This window comes from Sphingobacterium sp. GW821-FHT03E03 (assembly GCF_059420745.1).
In genome coordinates this window covers 1-21,328 of record NZ_JBWKUH010000023.1, presented here as the reverse complement: position 1 = coordinate 21,328, position 21,328 = coordinate 1, and the positions used below count along the sequence as shown (strand labels likewise).

Genomic DNA, 21,328 nt, shown 5'->3' with positions numbered 1-21,328 from the left:
TTTTTTAAGGTTTAATCAGTGTTATAAAACACGAATTGAAGCGGGGTTTAGCCCCGCTTTTACCAAACTAAATAACATGCATAAATATTATATATTCTTTCTGTTTCTGTTCCTTTCGGGATCTTCTTTTGCACAGCGGCTTCATGCGGTCTATGAATATATGCCCTCGCCTATGGCGACTTTTCAGGAACAGGTCTATTATGACGGAACGATGAAGATAGCCGTTCGTGATTCGCTACCCAAACGCAACCAAGATATCAACAAGGATATCGACGGTGAGGTCGCGCCGACATTTTCGATGACCATTGGCTCAGGCAAGCTTTACAACAAGATCGTGATACAGCAAAACAATTCTTCACAACAATTGGAGACCCGTTCTATCGAAGGCGTTAATTACTTAGTGACCGACCAATTCCCGTCTCTGGTCTGGAATACCAACTATACTGATGTCGATACCTTGGGTAAATACGTGTGTCACAAAGCAACAGCACCTTATCGTGGCACTACGCTGGTTGCTTATTATACCAATGATATTCCCGTACCCGTAGGACCATCAAAATTTGGTGGATTACCAGGACTTATCGTGATGCTTTACAACGAAAGTGCCAATCCCAACTACTGGTATTTGAAGGAGGTAAATTATCCTTATGCAGGCAATACCCCCATCAATAATACGTACATTCAGTCTTTGCCGAAACTAACGCTAGAAGAATTTGTCAAGAAAAATGACCGTATTACCGAAGAGCAAATGCGCATTTTATATAGTAAAATACCTGTAGTTGAAGGTGTGAACGTAGAAGGAAAAAAAGTCCGTGGTAGTGTGGAGCAAGTATATGAATGGGAACATTAATAAGCTAGTGCTGACCCTGATCGGGTTTTGTCTACTAAGTATAGCTGCTCAGGCCCAAATTACAATCCACGGAACAGTCAACTCCAATGGAAAGGTATTGGGCGGTGTGCGGATTGAATTACAACGTGACGTTGATGCCAAAATGCTGGCCTATACATTTAGCGATGGCGAAGGGAAATACCATTTGCAAACAGTGCAAAGCGGAAAGTTCACCTTGTTGTACAAAGCACTCAGCTTCGCGCCAGTTTCCCTGCCCCTAACAGCAACACAGACTGATACCCTGATTGATGTGCAGTTGGTTGCTGGGGGTGTGAAGCGATTACAGGAAGTGATTGTCCATTCCAAACAGTCCTACCGTCGTAGTAGAGACACCATCGAACTGACGGTGAAATCCTTTTTGCAGGGTGATGAACGCACAGTGGAAGATCTGCTCCGAAAGATTCCCGGTATCAATGTAGGTACGGATGGCAGCATCAAAATAGGTGATAAGGAAGTGGAGAAAGTGATGGTAGAAGGAGACGATTTTTTTGAAAAGGGGTACCGTCTGCTGACACAGAATATGTCGGTACAGCCCCTGGAAAAAATTCAGGTGCTGCAGCGCTTTTCCAACAACAAACAATTGAAAGGCATCGAAAACTCAAACAAAGTTGCCCTAAACTTACAATTGAAGGAAGATAGCAAAGCGCAGTGGCTAGGTTCGGTGGATGCACAGGGCGTTCCTATAGGCCCAAAATATTATCAGGCCAATGCCAACCTCATGAATTTTGGAAAGAAAAACAAATACTATTTATTGGGCAGCGCCAATAACAATGGGGTCGATGCCGTTAGCAGCATCAATCACCTGATCCAGTCTGGTTCGGCCGATGAGCCCGGACAAATAGGTGTAGGAATATCCACCCCGAGCTTGATCGACAATACCCCGAGCTTACCCGGTTTTGACTATAAAAGAACAAACTTCAACAATGACAAATTACTGTCTCTCAACACCATTCTAAACCCAGCTCCACAGTTTAAAATCAAATGGCTGGGCTTCGCAAATCCGACAAAAAAATCATTCTACCGCAATACAGTACAGAACTATCATTTAGAGGATATTCAATTTACCAATACCGAAGATTATCAGTTCACCCGCAAGATTGATAATTATTTCACCAAATTAGAATTGCAGTTCGAACCCAATGCGCACACGACACTGAGCTATAGTGGTACACTCGGCTCTCTAGGGAAAAAAGATATAGGTGCCCTCCTCTTTAATGGTGACCAAAGCCAAGAGCTGACCAAAAGCAAAGGCTACCTGACCAACCACAACCTCAGCTATAGCCACAAGTTTTCAGAGCGGGAGGCCTTGGTCAGTTCCATCCGTTGGATAAAGCAGCAATCGCCTATAAACTACAGTATCGATCGATACTATTACAAAGATCTTTTTGGGAAAGAGGATATAACTGGGGTAAAACAGCATATCGAAAATAACCTGGACTATCTTGGCGCCACCATGCACTATCTAAACCGAAAGAAAAACGGTGATTTTTTTGAGCTCGCCCTGACCACTGCCTATCAACAGCAACAACTGATTAGCCAATTCATACTGCAGGATGATCAAAGAAAGGCTGGGGAAAGCGAGATCTATCCTGAGGAATTTTCCAATCAGATGGATTTTGCAGTGTTCCAGACCAATCTTATTTCCAAATATACTTTTAAACGAAGCAAATGGGAATGGACACCCCGTCTGCAAGTTGGTATTGTTCAAAATAGACTAACAGATTTTGGAAAACGCAGCCACAAAAATAACCTGCAGCTTGCTCCCAGTCTATTGGGTAAATGGGCCGTGCATTACAAAGGGAGGCTGGAAACTGAGCTCTATTTTCAGCAGCAGAATGCCTCACTCACTGAACTCGTCCCTAACTATTACAGCACAGGAGTTCGAAATTTTATAAAGGGAATGGCTAATATAGCTACTTTAAGCAGTTCGGGGGCTACCCTAACATACACCTATGGTAGTATGACGGATCGTTTTTTTGCCAACCTCAATATCGGGCATCAGATTTTATTTGATTATGTTGGTATGGAGAGTAGTCTGGATCCCAATTTCAATCTCGCGCAACAACTATTGCTCAAAAACAAAAAAAGCGTCTTTTATAAAACAGACTTGAATTACTACCTGAAAGTCCTCAGCGGAAATTTTCGGCTGGATCTAGGCGCAAATAGCGCAGATTACGAAACGGTCGTGACCGGATTGGGCAACCGACAAATCCATACAGACACTTACGATTATGGATTATCGTTCAGAAGTACATGGAAATCTCGATTAAATATCTATACCGGATATACGATACAGTCTATCACCTATCGCTCAGAAAGTAAGAATACCTTAAAAAATAGCCGTGGATTCCTGAATATATTTTTGAACATGGGTAAAAACATACAGTGCAATCTAAAGAATGAGTCCTATCGCTTTGGCAGTTTCCTTGCTCAAGATTCCAAGACCTATTATTTTTCGGATTTCTCCCTATCTTATGAGCTTCGACAACACCGGACAAGATTTAGTATGACTACAAAAAATATCTTCAATACCCGCTTTTTCAGAAATACTGAACTGACCGACCTTTACAACAGCAGTACTGAATATAAACTGTTGCCCGGTTATATTAGCTTTGGGATAGATTATAGCTTCTAAAATTTTTATTGGGAAGCTATGATCATTTGCATCTTATTTTCGTACCAAATTATATTGTTCTCCTGAAACTGTTTCTACCATTTCACCACGAATCTGACACTTGTTTTCAGAATAAGTTTTAAGCCTTTCATCAGAGTTTCTCAGGTTCTATTTTGTACATTTTCTTTCGGCTATCACTTCCAGTTCGTTTACAAAGCTGGCTTCTGTTGAAAAGATTTCAACAGTTTATTCTCCATTTGAATACATTTTACTGCTGGAACATGTAGCGTACTAAAACGAATAATAGGCTACTAACTACGAATACTGAATGACCAGCAACAAATAATAAATAACGATATAGACAAATAAACAAACCCCTACTTTTACCTCTATAAAGAGCATGCCTCAGATGCATGTAATCGTATAACAAAAAAAATAAAAACAATGAAAAAATTAACGATGAGTCTGGTAGCGCTAGCTGTGCTATCAACTGCTGCCTCGGCTAAAACCATGGAAAATGCTTCCAACAAAAATGCAACTGTCAAATCATCTACTTACCGTCTTCCCAAAACCAACACCACGGTGAAGGTTACCGAAGAGGTAACGGAAATGCAGAACGGACTTACACGCTGTGTTTTTGTCTTGAGCTTTTATGATTATGATACTGCACAATTGGTAGGTACGCACACTTCGGAGACCTATACAAATGGCGGTTGCGGATCGTTCTTCAGAGCCTGTAGGGCGTTTTGGGGTGTTTAATACCGATAAATCTATATCCATACCTACTATCGAATAGGTTTTTAAGATTTAATCAGTGTTATAAAAGCTTGAATTGAAGCGGAGTTTTAGCCTCCGCTTTTTTTTAAACTGTGTACATATAAATAGATACTGTATCTCAGGCGAGAAAATCGTTCTCCTCCTATTCAACAATTATGCTAAAGATTGTTCGAGTATGCGAGAAATTTTTAATGACAGGACCTTAGACGGTATATATTTTTCCGCTTCCAATGCATTGAGTGTCTGCCTACTCACACCGACCAAATGTGCCAGTTGTGCTTTACAATAATTCTTCATCAACCGTATAACCCTAAGGAAACAATTAGTCCTAGTCAGGAACTTGTGTTTGAACAGAAGTATCTGCGAGTTCACGCATCCAATTATTGAAATCCGCCTCCGAAAGTATGTCAAATTTTTTACGCAATCGGTTCTTGCGGACCTGTACCGCCCGGATTGTGACATAGGTATACTCTGAAATATTTTTTGTCGAAAAGTTAAGAAAGGCCATAGCGCAAAACTCCAATTCTGTCGTTCTAATTTTCGGGTCGAGAGATTTCAACGCCTGTATAAACTCCGGATATAATTCGGTAAATAGGGTCTGCTTATTAACATCTTAAGTATTGTTTTTTAGTTAGTTAAGTGCTACCTTAGTTCAACAAGTGCAAAGGATTATGGTAAATACCCGAAAAAAGCGTGCATCATCTCCCGAATATTGCAGTCCTGATCAATTAGTGATACCAGGATTCGAAACTCCTTTTTCACGTAGCTTAGATCCGAGTAACCGCTGGGTTCTATTAGCTGGAAGGATTCCATGGGATGCCTTAAGTAATATTTATCTGAAATCATTTCCCCAGAAATATACAGGTCGTCCAGCATTAGGCCCGCGAGTAGTCATCGGTTCCATCATTATTAAGCACCTGTGTAATCTTGATGATCGAGAAACAGTTGCTCAAATATCGGAGAACATGTACATGCAGTACTTTCTAGGCTATTCAAGTTTTAGCAATGAAGAACCTTTTGATGCGTCCTTGTTCGTAGAATTTCGCAAACGGTTGGGCAAAGAAGAGTTAGTCAAGATAAATGAACTGATTGTCCGCTTGAATACGCAAAATCCGAAGAAGGATATTTCAAATAATGCCGATGATAAGAACAATTCTGAAGATCCGCCAACACATGGAGGTAATATGATCGTTGATGCTACTGCCTGTCCTCAGGATATTACCTATCCGACGGATCTAGGGGTATTAAATGATTGTAGGGAAAAATCAGAAGAATTGATGGACATTGTGTTTGCATATTCCGCTCTGAAATGTAAACCAAGAAATTATCGACAGAAAGCCCGTAGAGATTATCTCCGTACAGCCCAGAAAAAGAACAAAAGTCGTAAAGAGATCCACATCGCTTTAGGGAAGCAGCTACGGTATTTGAAGCGAAACTTATCCAGTATTGAATTCTTGTTGGATAATTGTGAAAGTATTCCATTTTCTCCATCTCAGTACAAATACTGGTTAGTTATTCAGCATGCCTACTCCCAACAACTGCATATGTACCAGACTCGGGTACACAGTGTCGAAGATAGGATTGTCAGTATCCATCAGCCTCATGTTCGTCCTATTGTACGAGGCAAATCTACAGCAAAAGTAGAATTTGGAGCAAAGATCAATGTCAGCTTGGTAAATGGTTTTGCATTCTTAGATGATCTGGAATGGGATGCTTACAATGAGGGCACACGTTTAGAATCAAGTGTAGAAAAATATCGAAATCGCTTTGGTTATTATCCGCAAAAGGTACTAGCAGATAAGATCTACTGCAATCGTGACAATCGAAAATATCTGAAAGAGTTAGGTATCAGCTTGGTTGCAAAACCTTTGGGCAGACCTTCGGCACAGGCAACGCAGAATCGTGTAAGCCCTGGCGAACGTAATCCAATTGAGGGTAAGTTTGGTCAGGGAAAGACAGCATATGGTCTGAACCGCATTATGGCTAGATTATCAGCAACCAGCGAATCTTGGATTGCAAGCATTATTCTAGTGCTAAACTTAGTCAAATTGACCGAGCTAGCACAACTATGGATATTATCCTTAATAAATTCGATAATCCATAACAATAAAATCAAAATATTTAGGGTTTGCTGACTTTATCAGCAGACCCTAAATACAAGAATTAATAAAGAAAGAAAAACTATCGGAATTAATATATTTATATATGTCATAAATTTTCACCCTCTTAAAAAACTAACTCTATTTTTTGTTTTGGTATCATTTTATAAAATTACATCACAAGTTTCAACGCTAATCATCCCAACTGTGGGCGTCATTTCTAACCATAGCCAATTAAAATACTCAATCACCTGCCGGGCAGGGATCATTGGTCTGTCAGCAGTGGTATGTCCATCGGCAACTACAGTAATAGAATAGTCCTTCGTCAAAGCCGATTTTATTGTAGCATCCACACAAAAATCTGTGGCACATCCGGTAAAGACCAATTCCGTCACGCCGCTGCTGGTCAATAACGTTTGAAGTTCTGTTTGATAAAACGAATCATTTGCTGTTTTAGAGACAAATATATCTGCGGGCCCTCTGATCAGCTCTGGTAATAACGACCAATCTTCTGTCCCGGGCAGAAAACAGTTTTCCTTTGTCCCATCATGCTGTATAAAAATGACCAGATCCCCGTTCTTTCTGAACGCCTCAGAAAGTCTGTTTATCCGATCAATAACAGCAAAGGTATCATACCGCAGCTCATAGGGTCTAAAACTCCCCAATTGCATATCTATTATTAGTAAGGCTCTCATGGTGAACTAACTTCAAAATAATTTCATGAATAAAGATAGCAAATGTCCGTTATCAAACATTAACTGTTCGATAGCGGACATCGCAAAGGAACATAAAAAACTCATTAAAAACGACTTGAAGAAATGGCAAATGTATTGTTATCCCCTAAGCAAAATATCAATATGATAAAGATCCGCTTACAGCAAAAAGACAGTAATAACCCGTGGTGCATTTAAGCAATTCGAGTTTTTAAGTTGTTGATATTTCTATTGTTTAGTTTATTAATCCATTGTATAACAGTCAGTTCCATTATTTTAGATAGTATTCTGTTCTTAAAGCCATCAAAGGATTTCGCATAATTTCTTCTAATCATAAATTGATCGCACAATTGTGAAAATAGGGTTTCGATGCGCTTTCTTGATTTTCTAAAAATATAAGCCTGTGGTTTATATTCATGCTGATTTTTCCGCATAGGCACTTCCAAATTAATCCGATTGTAGGAGAATAAGTCTCTTTGATAATCAACACTCAGATAGCCCTTGTCGCCTAATATCGTACAATCTCGATATAGGTGCTTTATATCTTTCAGATAGTGAATATCATGTACAGATGCCTGTGTTAAATCAAAATCAGTAAAAATCCCATCAGTACTGCATACAGCATGTAATTTATAACCATAATAAGCACTGTTTTGAGAGCCACAGTAACCTCTATCGGGGCTCGTAAAGTAGTTTTCCCTGCAAACTGTACTTCTGGAACTTCTGCTTAATTTGCATATTTCCAACGGCATACTATCTACAATGTAATAATCACTAACAGATATTTTGCAGGCTATCTTTTTTCTTAAAGAATCCCGATAAGTAAACAAGTTGCGCTTTCTACGATTGTAAACACTACGCTCTATCCTTGATGATAAATTATAAGGTAACTTTCTGAATAAGTCTCGTTCTGAGTCAATACCCATAAATTCTGAAGTTAAGTCTATGCAGATTAACTCAAGATCTGACAATTTGGGTTTGCGAATTTGATTCAAAAAATTCATTTTACTTTCTATTTTTACCAGAGTCTGTAATATTTTTTCATAATTTGCAGTGAAGCTGTTCATATTTAATCGTTTGTTAGACAATTAAATTTAGGTATTTACTTCATAATGAGCAGCTTATATTTTTTTCCTAAATGCACCACGGGTGTTAGATTATCGTTTTACCTAAAAATATCTATACCAATCAAAGTATTTTCTATACCAAATAAAAAAAGCTTAGATTGGCCATATGAGCAGAAAGTCGAATTAGTTTTTTCCAAACCTAGAAAACCGATAGATAATCCGAAGATTTAATCATTCAATGGAAGCTTTCGGGACGAGTGCTTAAACGCACATTGGTTCCTTTCATTGGAAGATGCCAAGGAAAAAATTGAAGTCTGGAGGGAAGAGTACAATACCTGCAGACCTCACAGCTGTTTGGGGGATTTGACACCTGAAATGTTTATCGAAAAACAGGTCAAAACAGCGGGATTTTCAACTTTAGAATAGTCCAAAAAAATAGGAGGAGCTCACTTTGAATGCAATCAAGAGAATATCTATTGGAGCTTAGGTTAGTGGAGGAATTGTTGAGACAACCTCTGTAAAAGTTCCTAATCCTCAAGAGAAAACGATGGACCATCCCATCAATCGGCGATTGATGCGGTAGAAAAAAGTTGGAAGTGCAAGGTTTTATTGTTATAAGAAGAAAAAGAATGAACTCCGCTTATTAGAATTGATTTTTATCCTGATGTCTATTGGGGAAATATTCAAATTTTGTACATTTACCATTATAAATTTTTACGCGTAATTTTAACTGAATCAATTGTAAAAAGAATAACGAATGAAATTTCCCTTAATACTATATTTATTATTTCCTTTAATCCTGTTTGGACAAAATAATATTCAGACCCTAATCGACCATGAGTACGAAAAAGGGCATTTTAATGGAAGTATTTTATATATTGATGGAAAACAAAAGCAAAAAATTAATAAAGGATTTGCTAATATTCAGTTTGATGTAGAAATCAATGATAAAACCCGATTTCCAATAGCATCCATTAGCAAACTTTTCACATCACTTGCTATTGTACAGCTTCAAGAAAAAGGGTTAATCGATTTCAGAGACACGCTGGCAAAATTTTTCCCTGAACTTCCCGAAAATTGCAAAAACATATCAATCCGGGATTTATTAGCTCACTATTCCGGATTAGAAAACGAACCCATAAAAGCCGTGGTTAGTAAATATTCTATCGATGATTACATAAGGAAATTTGTAAGAAAATCATCAAACGATACTGTAAAATTCAATTATAACAATGTTGACTTTATATTACTTTCTAAAGTAATCGGAATTATCACAAAAAAAGAATTTTCAAAAGCAATCGAAGATTTAATTATAATACCTTTAAAATTGAAAAATACAGGATTTGTAAGTGAAAATAAAATTATTAAGCATTTAGCGTATGGTTATCATAATTATTCATTTGGGGAAGGACAAAAAAATAAACCTCTTTTCAATGACAGAAGATATATATCCAATTATTTCGGCGCGGGCGGAATTTATTCCACTACCGAAGATTTATTTACACTCTTACTTGCCATTAGAAACAATACGCTGATTTCTGAGAATTCAAAAAACAATTTTCTTCTGAAACCGCAAACTGACGATAATGTTAGGTGGCTTTCTGGAAAACCTACATTTGGGTTTTACTACGATGATAAAGCAAATGTCTATCGAAGAAGTGGTAGTATTGAAGGATTTAATTCCGAAATCATGGTTAATAAAAACTTCGATAAAATCTTAATAATACTTTGCAACACAGACACCGCCGACTTACAAAATTTGGCAAATAGAATATATTTAAAAAAGCTAGAGTAGCTATTCCTGTTGAAATTAGGATGTAATTACATAATTTACTTCACAGTAGGCAATCGTTCAGTAGGTGAACATTTAAAATCGTACTCTCGTCTTTTTATATTTTTTATTTTACAACTAACTTTTACCGATAGATTCAAGGATTACTATTACTCTTTCGTGTTGGTAAAGAGTTGGTTTACCGACTTCCGAAAGCTACAAAATACAAAATTCTGTGTCGTGTCAAATGGTGTCCGATGGTTTACGCTATGGCAATTGATCTTATTAAAATAATCCTTGAACTGATTTGTTAAACTTATTTCGGAATACTGTTTGATCTCAATGCCGCTGCATTTTTTGGGGCCTTGCTCAGAAAATGTGCCTATAACTAAAATGCCATCTGGACTTATATTTTCTTTTACTTTCGCTAGATAACCTGCAATATCATCTTCGCTTGTTAAAAAATGAAAAGCTGCACGGTCATGCCAGAAATCATAGCTTTCTGTAGGTGCAAAATGAGTAATATCCTCGACGATCCACTTTACCTTATCAGCTTTATCGCCTAGCCGTTGTCGTGCTCTGTCAATAGCTTTTTCGGAAATATCCAAGACTGTAATATCTTCATATCCCAAATCTAATAGATAATCTACCAGCAAGCTATCGCCACCACCAACGTCAATAATTTTTGCAGAGACAGGTACATTAAGAGCACTTAAATAATCCAAGGATGTTTGCGGTGTTTGCTGATACCAGCTTGTCTCTTTAAGCTCTTTGGTCCGGTAAATATTTTCCCAGTGATTTTTACGATTGAATCTTTCCATACATGTTTTTATGTTTATGATCAGGCTTAATTATGCCAAATCTTCCACGGTTTCAAGATTAGAATATTGCCAAAAATTACCACAATGACAGTTATTCAGTACATCAACAGGAACATCAACAATTTAAAAATTAGCATTATTTAAAATGACAACGGGTGATATCGTATATTACTTAATAGAATCCTAATCATGCTCCTCTAACTCAAACAATACCTCAATAGGCTGTTCGAGCACATGCGATATTTTTAGTGATAGTACAGTGGACGGTATATATTTTTCAGCCTCCAATGCATTGATGGTCTGTCTGCTTACATGAACCAAGTCCGCCAATTGTGCTTGAGAATAATTTTTCATCAACCGATGTATCCTTATCTTATTCTTCATGTGCAATCCCCCTGTTCATCTGCCAAATGTTAACTCTGAAAATAGCGATATACATTAACAACAAGAGATGTCCAAAGAAAAACGAAAAACTTGCAAATGTCATTCCATAGACAAAAATGGTTACTATTATGCCGAAAACCATCATTAGGATAACAGACCAAGACCAACTATATAGTCGTATGGAATTAATCATTTCATCCTCAGTTTTCATTTTGCAAAACGCTATACATGATAGCCCCATTAGCAAAAACACTAAAATTAATGTCAATAATATATCTACTTCTTTTACTTGAAATAAAACCGGCGGACTCATCGGACTATCGTTAATAAAAACAAAAGTTTTTAAGAATAATCCGCCTTTTGTCGATCGATCCCGCATCACGTCGTTAAGATAAAGAACAATACTGGTAGCGATTAAAAGTAAACCGATCCATCGGAAATACCTTGGTAACAATGGAATTACTTTCATATAATATTATCTAAGTTATAAAAACAAATGTAAAACAAATTTTACATAATGACAAGTATTTTTTACATTTAAAAAGTATATGGGAAGGCGGATCACTTTCATTCAATTGCACCATAAAATTGAATACGTATTTAATTTATAAAGAAAACAGATACGATTACATTTTTGCATCTGAATTTTGTTTTTGCTTAGCCTTCGATTTACCAAGGTCTAGCTTAACAACGAATGGCCGATTGGTTGTTAGATCTTGGGGAAGAATAATATCGTGATAAGAATTTCTATCGCTATCAAAACCAATATCACTACGTTTAAATGACAGCTCCAGCCCATTCGTTAAACTTTTAAATTAAACGAAATAAATGATTAATATCTGTAATTAAAGAGACAATCGATTGTGCAATTCACGAAAACGCTATCGTGTTAACATTACAATAAGATCTGTATTACAGGTGCTTAAAGAAATGTATTGAATAGAAAATATTTATATTTACAAGCCCCCCAACTTTCCTTAGTCATAAACTCACCAAATACAAATACAAGCGCTTCGTTATCATTCCCAAAAAGAGCGACTGATCTTATCCAATTTACTTTCTGAACATGACCATCCTGACCTGTTGGTCGTCTGATCTGCGTTCCCAATACACAATTTTGTGCTGGCGGCGCGGCATACATGCCCGCCAGATATTGTTCACAAAATTGATATACTATTGTATTGGACATCCTGACAAAAGATGATCTCCAGCTGTTCAAAACGGAAATGCTGGCAGAGATCAGGGAAATGCTGAAAGAAAAAGGAAACGAAAAAAGAAAAAAAGGGGACAGAAGAGATAATGGCAATTCCTATTTGATCTATCCATAACCATATTAAAATGAATGGTCCGGCAGGAAACCTCAACTGTCATCTGACCCAGCAAATTTACCCACGATGGTACAAAGGGCAAGGGTATAATAAACGCTCCACGCACAGAATTTCCTTCGCAAGCGCCCTTGACCCAATTGCACCATCTTGCCTTTTGGTGGCTTACGCATTGACAATGCAAGAATATATGCCAATATTTTCCAAGTTATATAACTCAAAAGTGACTGCACAAAAAAAGCGCTGATTAACAGGTGGCCTTCGCCATAAAGCTCAGACTGAATTTTTTACGTTATTTTCCCATTTTCAACTGTTAATTTGAAAATTTATACAATTGTCCAGTATTTGAGTAGCGTGACAAGTATCAAATATGACGCTTGGGCAATCATTTTTAATAGTTATATGGTCATGGTATTTGAAGAATTTCAATGATCCTCCTTTAGAGAAATATCATTTAATGCAGGCCTTGATAATCTTCCCGATGAGAGATGGAAAGAGACCGAAGGTTTTGAAACTATGCTGTTTCAGATACAACACAAGTAAAGATCCAAAAAGGCCATTCATGATCAGAAGAGATTCGATCATTTGGTATTCTTAAACCTAAAACGACCAACGGTCTAATACGGGGGTATGAGTCACAGCTTTGGAATTGAAAATAATTACAAAACTAATTATTCTCTCTGGTTATTTATTTATCGATGAAGAATTTATACCGGACGTTATACGAAATACTCAATGAATATGTACACGAAGTTAGTTCTTAAGACTTCGAAAAATTGGTAAAAAGTAGATGTGATAAATTTCATCGTTAATTATTTTTTTATATATTTAGATAAGACACCGTGCGAATGAATGCATTAGTAAAAAAAATCAGAATACTTAGACACCAAAAAGGGTGGACCCAAGAGGATGTTGCAAAGCGATTGGATATCTCAATCCCGGCGTTTTCAAAAATTGAAACTGGAATTACAGATTTGAATCTGTCTCGCCTAAATCAAATTTCAAAATTATTCAATTTGACAGTTGTACAGCTATTATCTACTTCCGACTCAGAAGAGGATAAAGAGTATGTCAATGAAGTTAATGCCCTGTCGAAAAAGTTGCAACAACGCGATAGCGAAGTCATCGAACTTCAGAAAAAGGTCATCGATCTTTACGAGCAGTTGTACCAAAATAGTGGGCTTTAAAATTGTTACTTAACGGCGACTATCCACATGATTATTTTTTTTATAAGTAAGGGGACTGCTCATATAGATACTCCGTCTTTCAGCGCCACGATTAACCTGTATTTCGTGCGTCGCCTTCCCTTCTGACTTTGAGGGCGCTATCTACTACCGTGCTAGCATCTAGGATTGCTTCGGTCTCTACGATGATTATGCTTTTCTAGCTATTTGTTCATCGTCCTGAACAACTTTTTATAAACTCCTTTGTTTGTCAGTTCTTAAAAAACGTGAATTCGGCTTAAGCAGCAAGAAATAATTGGTTATCATGCTTTTCAAACTGAATATTTAATGATGTTTTTTTGGAAAAAAGGCATATGCAGCCAACGCTCCCAAGATATTCAACAAGAAGTTGTTGAGAGATCTATGTCTTGTATGCTGTATCTTACAGATATTCTTAAGTTCATCATTTACACATTCAATAATCGCTCTTTTTCTCAGCATAATTTTGTCCGTTTGGCGCAGGTTCCTGTCATCGACATTCCTCTTTGTGAGATAAAACGAAAGGATTTCGCCTTTATCATTGATGATCAGGTGCAGTTTAAAGCCATAAAACCAACTAATGGAACACTGTCCACATTCTGCAGTTTCCTTAAAGACTCTGTGCTGATTAATCCTCCTACGAATTCACTTACCGAACTTTTTGTTCTCAAATTAACTTGTCTTTCATCATTGGCCCGATTTCTTAACAGAAATCACGGGCTTTAACAAATATTTCAATAACTTTACCTCTAAGCACAAGGCTTGATTTTAAATTGTATTAAATTGGCTTTCAAATAATTACATAAAATAATCAAACCTTTTTTTATACCTCGGAAAATTTCCCGTTATCCCGAACTCACGTTAAATTAATAATTGAAGTTGAATATATAGACAAATATGTTGATATCCGTTTCATCGGAACACACGAGGAATACGATAAAATCAACATAACCCCTGTCCATGACAACAACGCTGCCCCTGGGGAAAGAAAAGCTGTTAGCTTTTTTACTTTCATGCACATTACCATCGGTAATCTCCATGAAAACAGGCAGGCAGCCATCATAGTCAAGTACGGTATGCAATTTGGCTGCACCCTTATTGCTCCGGAATTTAGCCCGGTCAAATATCGACAGGCATAAGGGGATCACGCTGGCATCCATTAGGTATACCTTTCGCTTCAATGCCTTGAGTTCTTTACGATGGTTGGGATTTTTGTTCCAAAGATTGTCCAAAAGAGCGAAATAAAGATCCTTGAACAGCTTATGGTCGCGATGTTCATTCATATAGGAGGTGCTCGATTTGCTGGGAGCACGGGAAATACCCATATGGTTCATGTTGCCCGTGGTACTGCGAAGACCGTTACTGATGCCCCGGACCGAATCACTGGACGATAGATGGCAAAAAAGCATGCTCACTAGATGTGTCCAGCTGTTAAGACCTTTCTGATGCTGTCGCTATTGTATTTAGATACAAGTTTTTTAAAAATATCCCAATCTATCATGGATAGAAGCTGATTGAAAACGTTTATATTTACCATTGCACCGGTGGCGTATTTGTGTTTTCAATATAATATTTTTTGAATTCGAAATGCGCCACTTTTTTTTATGCGTTGGTTTAATCGTTTTGGACGCTAGTAATGAATTTAATATCCATTTGTTTGTTACAATAGAATAAAAAAGATATTGTTTTAAGACAAAAATTAAAACATCCACAAGTTAAAACATTTTTTTTAGAAATTATCTGTTTTACCCCAAACACAATCGTTTGTCTTATTTACTATAACGTTTTCGTGTAATTTAAACAATATGATTATTCTTCATACACTATGTTTTAGAAATGCAATTAGCTGTAAATAAATTGATTACATAATTCTACTTACCTTAAATATTTACACAGTTATCTAAATTATATAAAATTAAGCCGTAATCAATAGTTGTATTTTGATATATAATTAAGATTTGCATTATTTAGACAAAAAATTTCATATTTATAGCAACATCAATGAACGGTTAGAATTTTTTCTAGGTATCTACCCATTCAATAGGTAGAATAAATTAAACTGATAAAAAATCTGAATATTATGAATTTAAATATGCCTAAAAATGTGGGAAGACGTCTATTCTTTACAGATCTACCTTTTAACTTCTTGTAGGTATGGTTTTGTCACTATCTAATGTTCGTTTTAACAAATTCGAGATTTATTAACAAAATAATACAATTAAAAGATGGTATTTCTATTTAGTAAGGAAAAAGTTCATTACACAATGTTTATAGTGTTAATTTTTGGTCTATATTCTACTTCCCATGCGCAAAAGAATTATGCACGACCAAAAATAAAACCTGAAAAAACCATTGAAGTAAAGTATGGTCCAATTGTTCAGCAACACCGCAAAAATGCTGCTATGGAGGCTTTTGTCATAAAAATAGCTCTAGGAAAAACATCGGACGTAGCTAAAAATAAGGGAAGTGCAAAGATGTAGTTCGAATTTAAAAAGTGAACCTTAAAATAAAACAATTAGTAACCAGTATGAACATTATGAAAAAAATAAATTTCAAAACGAGAATATTATTTTTTCCACTCAGGTTGGAAATATGGCAATTTTTTGTGTCTTTGATTTCAGGCTTTTATTTGCTTTCCTGTCAACAGCACCTATTCCTCAATAGTACCTTTGCAACGGCAGTCCTTACAGGCAGCTTGTTTGATGCTTCAAAACCCAATTTTTTAGGTGAATCGTCAGTAGCGAACAAGATTCAACAAATAGGCGCAGCTACAATTCGCCCGAAAAGCAATACTTCCTGATGGGTTCTATGTCTGCACTAACTCAATAAAATTACAATTTATCTCAAGAATTATCCTGACTGACTTGACAAAATTGACATACAGAACTGACGAGGCTTCGGGAACAATAAAATTACTCATGATTAAATTATGTGTTTTATGAATTTTAAAAATTTAATTTGCACCTCTTCCGGTGGAATAAGCCTAAAATACATTAGAAGGTCGATCATTGGCAATTTAATTGCTTTATGTATTTTGCTTTTCGCTTTTCTTTCAAGTTGTAAGAAAGAGTATATCAATGTAGTTAAGCGTTACGAGCTTACTACAGACACGGCATTTATACAACTTCCCTCTGGTGCATCGGCAAAACGTATAATCTTGAAAAAGAACTTTGATGATAGTCTTCAAGTGACTTTATCGGAAGGCAGCGAAAAATGGCTATCCTTCAAGCTTCAGGATTCGGTTATTCTGCTTACCAGTATAGACAATGAAACCGAAGGTCAAAGGAATGCCGTAATAACGATCGAAGGGAAATACCAAAGGCGCGATCTTGTTGTGAAACAAGGTGTTGCAGATCTCAATGAATCAGCCGAAAATCTTCTGACGGTGTTTAAAGACCTATCTCTAAGCGAAATCAAAGAAGGGGTGAATAGAGAGGACGTCCAAAAATTGACAAGTCTGTTTTATAAGAGACTCGCTTTGGGCATTCTTGACGGAACATACAACTCGGCATATAGGGTTAAGGTGTATCGCCCTTTTGAAAATCCCAAAATTGCCTCCGATCGTAATAAGACTGCTAAATATAGTTTACTGGATAATCCCACTGGTATTTTTGTGAAAGATCCCTTTGATGAGATTATCCTGTTCGTTGGCAATATCAAGAACCGGAACATACAATTGCATATTCGAAATTTTGACAAAAGCGGTAGTCAAACGGAAACGCATACACTTAAAGAAGGAATCAATATTTTTTATCCCTCGCAGCGAGGTCTTATGTATATCTTTAATCATATTGATGAATCAATCCCTTTGACTTTATCTACCGCCCAAGATAAGACCAATGCAGATGCAGGGTCTGTTCGGATAAACATTTATTCCGGAGAAATAAATGGGGTGTTCGATTTGAATGTCCACGATCAGTCAGACTGGGAAGAAACCTTGTCAAGATATGCCAAATATAGAGAAATAGATGTATTAGGTATACAATCACATATTATCTGGCCCGTTAGTGGTTACAGACAGTATAGGCCAGATATTGTTAAACAGACCAAACTTTTTGATGACCTGGTTGGTCAGCAAAAAGACTTTTCGGGGCTATATAAATATAATAAGGCTCCGGGAAATCGGATGCTATTCCGGGTTGATTATAATACTGACGCAGCATGGGCTAACGATTTTGAAACTGGCTATAATGCGGGAATTTCAGATAGGATCTGCTCCGAAGAAGGTTTCAAAAGTGGTATGTGGGTATTTGGGCATGAGGCTGGCCATGTCAATCAGTTACGTCCTAACATTAGATGGGATGGAACAGTGGAAGTCACCAATAATTTGTTTGCATTGTACAATGAAAAGATACTATACGGTGATTCCAAAAGACTCGTAGATCCGCCAACTAAAGATGGATATACTGCTGCATTTCAAAAAATCATCGCTGTACGAAATTATTGGTTTTTACCGGAGGAACCGAAAAACCATATTCCAAAAGCAGCAATGTTTTGGCAGCTTTACCTATATATAGTCGAAATTGAAGGCCAGAAAGACTTCTATAAAGATCTATTCGAATATTTCAGGACACATGATCTACCCTCGAAAGATTTCGGCGAATATTATGAAGGTGCATTACAAATGGATTTCGTAAGACAGGTTTGTAAGACAAGTAAAATTAACTTGTTGGATTTTTTTGAGAAGTGGGGTATGCTTAAGCCCACAATAAAATATTTGGGTAAGTCAAAAATACTGCTAAGCCAAAATATGGTTGACGATCTAAAAGAAGAAATTGAGCTCTTAAATCTGAGAAAGCCGGTAATTGATGTCGCTACAGTGACGGACGAAAATTATAAAACATTTATTAAGTGATGAAAACAAAACATATTTTACTCGTATTTATAGTGGGTGTTATACTTTTTCAGGGATGTGAAAAGGAAAAACATAACTTAATCGACTCCAAAGAGATTCAAAGTATTGCCATTAGAGGGATAAAAAACCTTATCGGTATAAAAACGGACAGTATTTTTCAACTGAAAGTTGACGCCTATCCCATAAATAATGCTATGAAAGAAATTATTCCCATAACTTATATCTCAAGTAATGAAAGGATATTCACTGTCGATGAAGATGGTTTGCTTCGGGGAATTACACCCGGTGAAGCTAATTTGACAATCAAATTAGAAGACAATCCAAATATCTTAGCCCGGTACCTGGTTCGTGTCGCCGACGAAATTGTCGTTGTAAGAGAAATTGCTCTGAACGATCAGGCGATCAATTTTGTCTTACCATTACAAGAGGAAACAACAGTAAACTACGGTTTTTCAATATATAACCTTTTCGAGGTATTACCCAATAATGCTTCCAATAAATCAGTAGATCTAGTTAGTTCTGATACGAATGTGATAAAAATAGATACTGTTTCAGGCCAGTTAATTGGAACAGCTATTGGTACTTCAGATATTACGATCAAATCCAAGGATGGCAGTTCTGTGTCGAGCGTAGTAAAAGTGGAAGTACGTAAAATGAGTTATCCACCTACGAATAGAACAAATTGGACAGTTACTACATCACACAACCTTCCAAAAGACGATGCCATTCAAAACTCGAGCAAGAGCTTAATCGATGGAAATCTTAAAACTGCCCTATCTCTGGTGAAGGCTGGCAAGAAATACAATGATATTGGTGTGGATAAGAATGCTGAAGTTTTCTTTGTAATAGATATGAAACAAGCGAATTCCTTCGACTTTATCAGGATAGACCATAGAAAAGGCGTGGGTGAGGGACTTCGACCTTATGTTTACGATTTATATGGTACAAACGAAATTGGAGGATTGTATGAGAATTTCGCGACCATAAATGCATTACCTAAACAGGACACTTTTATAATGAATTTCAATTCTGTAAAGTATAGATTCCTAAAGGTTGTTTTAGTGGATGATAAAGGCTCATCTGGAGGAAATACCATGCAAATCGCGGAGTTTAGTCTAGGACAACGAAAATAGCACAAAGTTAGTGTGATGGGCTCAAAAAGAACTTTGTTAATTTTATTAGTGTTTTTATTTTTTACACTAAGTATCATTTTCTTGAGATTCTAGGCGGTTGCTGATAATAATGCATTGATTAAATTAAATGTATTATTATCAGCAACTAACTAATTCCCCCTTTACGCTGTTCATGTTTAAAATATGCTATTTCTATCAATCTTGAAGACATCCTGGCCACCAAAATCGGGAAACAACTAATTTACTCGGGATGTGAACTGGTTGCTATTGCTGCTCGATTTAGCAGTCAACGATAGCAGAATGATGAAATCTAATTGTCTATAAGCAATAGAAACTCTCGCTTATAGAACACTGAATAATTACTGGTAATCAGTCTAAACATCGGAGATATTAAACTCGGTCATCGCTTTATACAAATCGATAGAAGAACTTTTCCCAAATTTATAACGCTCACTGATACTCCATTACTCCCTGAGAAACGATTTGTAAACGTTCCCTTTTGATCTTTTCTTTTTCATAATGGAGGCTCTATTGATTTAACCTTGCACTCTTGACGGTAAACCTTGTCCTAGAACCATCAAATATTGAAATGAAAAGTGAGAGGCTCCCTGTAAGTGTCCTATTTTGGTTAAACTGATTCCAAAAAGGTATGGTATTCTCGGTCAATAAATTCTGACGCTGTGAAGAATAGTTAGTTCCATAACTTCCACTTAATGTAATCGTCGGGAAGTAGGTACTACGCAACAGCTTTATTTGTATTTCCCCGATTTCTATTTGTTTATCTAAAACTTTTAGATATGGATCAGAACGTAAATTATAGATAGGCAACACAGAATTGGCCAACAGTTCTTTAGGTGCCAGTACTTCCACTTCTTCAGATAAATCCATCTCCAAAAGTTGCTTCAACTTCATTAAAGAAAGATCGAATGCATTTTTTGCCGTAACTACATTCAGTTTATCATTGGCATATTTTGCTTTTGCCTGCGAATAATCTATCAGTGTACGCTTACCTATATCCACTAAAGTTTTCTCCTGCTGGAGCTGCTGTTCTGAGAACTTCAATTGACTTTTTCCGGCCTCCCAAAGATCGTGATTAACAAGTACCTGAGTGAAAATAGCTAATAATTGAAGTTCTAATTCGCGTATCAATCTTTTATTGTCTAATGCCGCAAGTTCGAGTTTTAATTGCTCTATCTTAATTCCATTTTGCTTTTGCCCGCCTTGATAGAGAATAACACTCGTACCCAAATTACCCATTGCATAGCTTGACCATTGGTTACCGGTAATAAGTTTACCGGAAATCTGGTCAAATAACATCCCCATCGTATGATGATTATTGGCATTAAAAAACAGATTTGGATACATTCCTCCTTTAGCAATTTCAACACTATTTTTAGCAATTTGCTCTCTTAGTTCACCTTGCTTCAAAGCTAGATTATTCGCAGGCAACTGCATTGCGTCTGCCAAGTTTATTTTCCTTTGCCCAAAAACGGAAAGACAAAAACATCCGAATAGAAAGACAAGAAATATAATCAACGTTATACTGAACAGCAAAACGGGATAGACTGATTCAAAAAATGATTATTGAGTTGAGGAAACAACTGGAGTGGTTAGAACATCTAATTACATGTTAATAAAACAAATGATTACTTTTTCATTAAAAAGTCGTTAAATCATC

General features: G+C 36.7%; 18 protein-coding genes and 4 pseudogenes. 11 read left to right on the top strand and 11 right to left on the bottom strand.

The window, feature by feature from the left end; all coding sequences use genetic code 11:
* The first annotated feature begins 76 nt into the window (after positions 1 to 76).
* The 3 genes from AC07UV_RS20035 to AC07UV_RS20025 all read left to right on the top strand — a co-directional run bounded on the left by AC07UV_RS20035 (position 77) and on the right by AC07UV_RS20025 (position 4,262).
* Positions 77 to 850, top strand: a complete 774-nt coding sequence (locus AC07UV_RS20035) for a GLPGLI family protein (protein ID WP_495185039.1) — start codon at positions 77 to 79, stop codon at positions 848 to 850.
* Entirely contained in the window at positions 834 to 3,524 is a 2,691-nt protein-coding gene (locus AC07UV_RS20030; protein ID WP_495185038.1) for a peptidase associated/transthyretin-like domain-containing protein, read from the top strand. Before AC07UV_RS20035 ends, AC07UV_RS20030 begins: the two co-directional genes overlap by 17 nt.
* A gap of 423 nt (positions 3,525 to 3,947) precedes the next feature.
* The gene (locus AC07UV_RS20025) at positions 3,948 to 4,262 is read left to right on the top strand and encodes a hypothetical protein (RefSeq protein ID WP_495185037.1); all 315 of its coding nucleotides are present in this window, start codon (positions 3,948 to 3,950) and stop codon (positions 4,260 to 4,262) included.
* Between the two features lie 171 nt (positions 4,263 to 4,433).
* On the opposite strand, the gene AC07UV_RS20020 is transcribed toward AC07UV_RS20025, so the two are convergent.
* Both AC07UV_RS20020 and AC07UV_RS20015 read right to left on the bottom strand, forming a co-directional pair.
* Positions 4,434 to 4,652, bottom strand: coding sequence for a helix-turn-helix transcriptional regulator (locus tag AC07UV_RS20020; protein ID WP_495185036.1), 219 nt, complete (start codon positions 4,650 to 4,652; stop codon positions 4,434 to 4,436).
* A complete protein-coding gene (locus AC07UV_RS20015) occupies positions 4,609 to 4,788 on the bottom strand; it encodes a hypothetical protein (RefSeq protein WP_495185035.1) in 180 nt (59 codons plus the stop codon). Before AC07UV_RS20015 ends, AC07UV_RS20020 begins: the two co-directional genes overlap by 44 nt.
* Before the next feature lie 163 nt (positions 4,789 to 4,951).
* Here AC07UV_RS20015 and AC07UV_RS20010 point away from each other — a divergent pair, with 163 nt between their 5' ends.
* Positions 4,952 to 6,415, top strand: a complete 1,464-nt coding sequence (locus AC07UV_RS20010) for an IS5 family transposase (RefSeq protein ID WP_495185034.1) — start codon at positions 4,952 to 4,954, stop codon at positions 6,413 to 6,415.
* Positions 6,416 to 6,543: 128 nt separating this feature from the next.
* Here AC07UV_RS20010 and AC07UV_RS20005 read toward each other — a convergent pair whose 3' ends face one another.
* Both AC07UV_RS20005 and AC07UV_RS20000 read right to left on the bottom strand, forming a co-directional pair.
* Positions 6,544 to 7,074, bottom strand: a complete 531-nt coding sequence (locus tag AC07UV_RS20005; protein ID WP_495185033.1) for a cysteine hydrolase family protein — start codon at positions 7,072 to 7,074, stop codon at positions 6,544 to 6,546.
* Between the two features lie 212 nt (positions 7,075 to 7,286).
* On the bottom strand, positions 7,287 to 8,159 hold the full coding sequence (locus AC07UV_RS20000; protein ID WP_495185032.1) for an IS982 family transposase: 873 nt from the start codon (positions 8,157 to 8,159) through the stop codon (positions 7,287 to 7,289).
* 147 nt (positions 8,160 to 8,306) lie between these two features.
* Here AC07UV_RS20000 and AC07UV_RS19995 point away from each other — a divergent pair.
* Positions 8,307 to 8,585: pseudogene (locus AC07UV_RS19995) on the top strand (integrase core domain-containing protein); the annotation flags it as partial.
* Between the two features lie 331 nt (positions 8,586 to 8,916).
* Positions 8,917 to 9,954, top strand: coding sequence for a serine hydrolase domain-containing protein (locus AC07UV_RS19990; protein ID WP_495185031.1), 1,038 nt, complete (start codon positions 8,917 to 8,919; stop codon positions 9,952 to 9,954).
* A 146-nt stretch (positions 9,955 to 10,100) separates the two neighbouring features.
* Here AC07UV_RS19990 and AC07UV_RS19985 read toward each other — a convergent pair whose 3' ends face one another.
* Entirely contained in the window at positions 10,101 to 10,751 is a 651-nt protein-coding gene (locus AC07UV_RS19985; protein WP_495185030.1) for a class I SAM-dependent methyltransferase, read from the bottom strand.
* A gap of 13 nt (positions 10,752 to 10,764) precedes the next feature.
* Here AC07UV_RS19985 and AC07UV_RS19980 point away from each other — a divergent pair.
* A pseudogene (locus tag AC07UV_RS19980) lies at positions 10,765 to 10,895 on the top strand (IS982 family transposase); the annotation flags it as partial.
* Between the two features lie 39 nt (positions 10,896 to 10,934).
* On the opposite strand, the gene AC07UV_RS19975 reads toward AC07UV_RS19980, so the two are convergent.
* The 3 genes from AC07UV_RS19975 to AC07UV_RS19965 all read right to left on the bottom strand — a co-directional run bounded on the left by AC07UV_RS19975 (position 10,935) and on the right by AC07UV_RS19965 (position 12,324).
* Positions 10,935 to 11,135, bottom strand: a complete 201-nt coding sequence (locus tag AC07UV_RS19975) for a helix-turn-helix transcriptional regulator (protein WP_495185029.1) — start codon at positions 11,133 to 11,135, stop codon at positions 10,935 to 10,937.
* The gene (locus AC07UV_RS19970) at positions 11,125 to 11,604 is read right to left on the bottom strand and encodes a hypothetical protein (protein WP_495185028.1); all 480 of its coding nucleotides are present in this window, start codon (positions 11,602 to 11,604) and stop codon (positions 11,125 to 11,127) included. The genes AC07UV_RS19975 and AC07UV_RS19970 overlap by 11 nt, the downstream gene beginning before the upstream one ends.
* Positions 11,605 to 12,057: 453 nt before the next feature.
* A complete protein-coding gene (locus AC07UV_RS19965) occupies positions 12,058 to 12,324 on the bottom strand; it encodes a hypothetical protein (protein ID WP_495185027.1) in 267 nt (88 codons plus the stop codon).
* A 984-nt stretch (positions 12,325 to 13,308) separates the two neighbouring features.
* Between AC07UV_RS19965 and AC07UV_RS19960 the strand changes: the two genes are divergently transcribed.
* Positions 13,309 to 13,647: a helix-turn-helix domain-containing protein gene (locus AC07UV_RS19960; protein ID WP_495185026.1), complete on the top strand. Its 339-nt coding sequence runs from the start codon at positions 13,309 to 13,311 to the stop codon at positions 13,645 to 13,647.
* A 274-nt stretch (positions 13,648 to 13,921) separates the two neighbouring features.
* Here AC07UV_RS19960 and AC07UV_RS19955 read toward each other — a convergent pair.
* Positions 13,922 to 14,301: pseudogene (locus tag AC07UV_RS19955) on the bottom strand (transposase); the annotation flags it as partial.
* A 320-nt stretch (positions 14,302 to 14,621) separates the two neighbouring features.
* Positions 14,622 to 15,163, bottom strand: a pseudogene (locus AC07UV_RS19950) (DUF4372 domain-containing protein); the annotation flags it as partial.
* 763 nt (positions 15,164 to 15,926) lie between these two features.
* Here AC07UV_RS19950 and AC07UV_RS19945 point away from each other — a divergent pair.
* The 3 genes from AC07UV_RS19945 to AC07UV_RS19935 all read left to right on the top strand — a co-directional run bounded on the left by AC07UV_RS19945 (position 15,927) and on the right by AC07UV_RS19935 (position 19,650).
* Positions 15,927 to 16,142, top strand: coding sequence for a hypothetical protein (locus tag AC07UV_RS19945; protein ID WP_495185025.1), 216 nt, complete (start codon positions 15,927 to 15,929; stop codon positions 16,140 to 16,142).
* A gap of 458 nt (positions 16,143 to 16,600) precedes the next feature.
* Positions 16,601 to 18,517 carry a M60 family metallopeptidase gene (locus AC07UV_RS19940; RefSeq protein WP_495185024.1) on the top strand — a complete coding sequence of 639 codons (1,917 nt, stop codon included), beginning with the start codon at positions 16,601 to 16,603 and terminating at the stop codon, positions 18,515 to 18,517.
* Positions 18,517 to 19,650, top strand: coding sequence for a hypothetical protein (locus AC07UV_RS19935; RefSeq protein ID WP_495185023.1), 1,134 nt, complete (start codon positions 18,517 to 18,519; stop codon positions 19,648 to 19,650). Before AC07UV_RS19940 ends, AC07UV_RS19935 begins: the two co-directional genes overlap by 1 nt.
* A 528-nt stretch (positions 19,651 to 20,178) precedes the next feature.
* On the opposite strand, the gene AC07UV_RS19930 is transcribed toward AC07UV_RS19935, so the two are convergent.
* Entirely contained in the window at positions 20,179 to 21,117 is a 939-nt protein-coding gene (locus AC07UV_RS19930) for a TolC family protein (RefSeq protein ID WP_495185022.1), read from the bottom strand.
* Positions 21,118 to 21,328 lie beyond the last annotated feature (211 nt).

Coding starts and splice junctions, on each gene's coding strand:
- AC07UV_RS20035 (WP_495185039.1), top strand. CDS start 77: ATGCATAAATATTATATATTCTTTCTGTTTCTGTTCCTTTCGGGATCT.
- AC07UV_RS20030 (WP_495185038.1), top strand. CDS start 834: ATGAATGGGAACATTAATAAGCTAGTGCTGACCCTGATCGGGTTTTGT.
- AC07UV_RS20025 (WP_495185037.1), top strand. CDS start 3,948: ATGAAAAAATTAACGATGAGTCTGGTAGCGCTAGCTGTGCTATCAACT.
- AC07UV_RS20015 (WP_495185035.1), bottom strand. CDS start 4,788: ATGGCCTTTCTTAACTTTTCGACAAAAAATATTTCAGAGTATACCTAT.
- AC07UV_RS20010 (WP_495185034.1), top strand. CDS start 4,952: ATGGTAAATACCCGAAAAAAGCGTGCATCATCTCCCGAATATTGCAGT.
- AC07UV_RS20005 (WP_495185033.1), bottom strand. CDS start 7,074: ATGAGAGCCTTACTAATAATAGATATGCAATTGGGGAGTTTTAGACCC.
- AC07UV_RS20000 (WP_495185032.1), bottom strand. CDS start 8,159: ATGAACAGCTTCACTGCAAATTATGAAAAAATATTACAGACTCTGGTA.
- AC07UV_RS19990 (WP_495185031.1), top strand. CDS start 8,917: ATGAAATTTCCCTTAATACTATATTTATTATTTCCTTTAATCCTGTTT.
- AC07UV_RS19985 (WP_495185030.1), bottom strand. CDS start 10,751: ATGGAAAGATTCAATCGTAAAAATCACTGGGAAAATATTTACCGGACC.
- AC07UV_RS19975 (WP_495185029.1), bottom strand. CDS start 11,135: ATGAAGAATAAGATAAGGATACATCGGTTGATGAAAAATTATTCTCAA.
- AC07UV_RS19970 (WP_495185028.1), bottom strand. CDS start 11,604: ATGAAAGTAATTCCATTGTTACCAAGGTATTTCCGATGGATCGGTTTA.
- AC07UV_RS19965 (WP_495185027.1), bottom strand. CDS start 12,324: ATGTCCAATACAATAGTATATCAATTTTGTGAACAATATCTGGCGGGC.
- AC07UV_RS19960 (WP_495185026.1), top strand. CDS start 13,309: ATGAATGCATTAGTAAAAAAAATCAGAATACTTAGACACCAAAAAGGG.
- AC07UV_RS19945 (WP_495185025.1), top strand. CDS start 15,927: ATGTTTATAGTGTTAATTTTTGGTCTATATTCTACTTCCCATGCGCAA.
- AC07UV_RS19940 (WP_495185024.1), top strand. CDS start 16,601: ATGAATTTTAAAAATTTAATTTGCACCTCTTCCGGTGGAATAAGCCTA.
- AC07UV_RS19935 (WP_495185023.1), top strand. CDS start 18,517: ATGAAAACAAAACATATTTTACTCGTATTTATAGTGGGTGTTATACTT.